The organism is Planococcus notacanthi (assembly GCF_030407825.1).
Classification (GTDB): Bacteria; Bacillota; Bacilli; order Bacillales_A; family Planococcaceae; genus Planococcus; species Planococcus notacanthi.
Genome location: NZ_JASDCQ010000018.1, coordinates 1 through 1,932 on the forward strand (window position 1 = coordinate 1; position 1,932 = coordinate 1,932).

Here is a 1,932-nt window from a genome sequence, read left to right on the forward strand (position 1 = left end):
GGGTTTTGAATGTAACTTAATTAGACTTATGTTACATTCAAATATTTACATAATATCTTTATATTCAAACCATTTGAGGACTTGTATAGCCAAAAAGAACACAAATAATAGATGAAAATGAATTAGTTCACTTCTACTACAAACGTATAAGATACCTCCCCATTTTGCCATTCGGCGAATACTTCATAGACATAGCGGCCTTCACTGGATGGAACCACAAAATGATTGTTTGCTAATTTGATTTTCTGACCTCGCTCATCTTCATTCCAGAGATAGACAGACTGTGCAGGATCTTTTTCAATTTCAATTAGGACATCTGTGTTTGGTTCTACTTTAATGGCATTGAAACTTTCGGCTATTTGGGATGGAGACGAAGCATCTGTTTGAACAACTTCACTTCCATCCCCCTTTTTTCGTTCCCACATGCTATTTCCTTCTTCCATCTCATACGTTTCCCCGTTAACGATGACCGTTCCGGTCATGGATGGAGGAAAATCACTTGAAGGCTCTTCTGCTCCATTCACCACTTCAGAAGGATCGTTCGCACAACCCGTCAATAAAAATAAAAGTAATACCACTGCAAAAAACAAACTAGTTAACTTCATGCCTCATTCTCCTTTTTATTTAAAAGATTTTAAATAGAGCATGAAAACGAACCCTATAGTTTACCAGTTTTTGAATGTAACTTAATTAGGATTAAGTTACATTCAGATTCTATAGAAAAAATTTTAAAGCAATCTTTTTTCAAGTAGATTCTGAACAGTTACTCGGATTCCAGAGTTCAGCACATAAAAAGAATTAAGGCTTCTTTTTTAAAACATCGTATTTACCTTGATCTTCAACTAAAAATATTTCAGGATCTTCTTTTGTCGAAAAGATTTGGGTCCCTTTTTCTAAATAATTGGAGGTCAAATGTTCTTTGGGCATGATTTCTTCTCCCACAAGTGTTTTCTTCACTTCTCCAACTTCCTCAAGAACCGTGTACTTCTCTTTCTCATCGTATCCGTACGAGTAATAAATCTCACCTTCTATATTCAATAATGCCTCATAAGAACCTTCTTCGGTCGTTTTCTCATTTGCATCCTGGGCCGACGATGAACATCCACTCGTTATCATCAATAATAAGAATAGATAGATAAAATAATGTTTCACTTTTACCCCTCCCTTTGTCTGTGGAGACGGGTTGAACTATGAAATAGTTACAAAAAAGGACACCCATACAGGAAAAGGTACTCTTTTAGATTCTACCGGCAAATGAAAAGTATTTTTTATATCCCTGTAGGTCTTCTAACATCCCATTCCCAAAACTTAGAGCCTTGAGCGATAATCAACTTTTCAAGCCAATCTTCGAATGTCATTCCAATGGATATATCGTCATCGAAATCATTTCCTGTTTCGTACCAGCTTAAATACCCGCCCTCTATATGCTGATCCGTAATGATAAGAAAAGAACCATCGTAGCCCATGGCTACTGGATACCAGTTTTCGGGGAAGTCATCAGCGTAATACGATCTATGTTCTAAAATTTGTTCTATCATGTAAAGTTCTATCCCATTATTTCCACCGTCTTTAGTGAAAAAGAGGCGTCCACCGTGATGCAGTCGTAAAAATTCTTCATAATCTTGCGGTAGCTTAAATGGAAAATGCTCGATTTCTTTTTTTGTGGCAGGGACATTTAGCTTCACATATACTTTTTCCAAATATCCATTCTCCTGTTGGACCAACAGAGCTTCATCCTTGTCTAATCTTTTTTTCAAATTACTTATTGCTGAAGTTAATTTAGACATATACTCTTCTGCACCTCTCCGTGAGTATTTTGTATATAATATCAAGATTGTACCTGCAAAGTTATATTAATAATTTCAAAACTTGATGTTGGCAAATCAGCAAGATAATCAATGAAATTTAGGGGAAGTGAATGTAACTTAATTG

Annotated in this window: 3 protein-coding genes; all 3 read right to left on the reverse strand. The window is 35.8% G+C overall.

What is annotated here, in order from left to right; translation table 11 throughout:
- Window positions 1-122 precede the first annotated feature (122 nt).
- The gene (locus tag QMA01_RS18105) at window positions 123-605 is read right to left on the reverse strand and encodes a hypothetical protein (RefSeq protein WP_191716959.1); all 483 of its coding nucleotides are present in this window, start codon (window positions 603-605) and stop codon (window positions 123-125) included.
- Between the two features lie 193 nt (window positions 606-798).
- Window positions 799-1,152, reverse strand: coding sequence for a hypothetical protein (locus QMA01_RS18110; RefSeq protein WP_191715326.1), 354 nt, complete (start codon window positions 1,150-1,152; stop codon window positions 799-801).
- Between the two features lie 116 nt (window positions 1,153-1,268).
- Complete coding sequence (locus QMA01_RS18115) at window positions 1,269-1,787, reverse strand: SMI1/KNR4 family protein (RefSeq protein ID WP_290215622.1); 519 nt, start codon at window positions 1,785-1,787, stop codon at window positions 1,269-1,271.
- Between the last annotated feature and the right edge of the window lie 145 nt (window positions 1,788-1,932).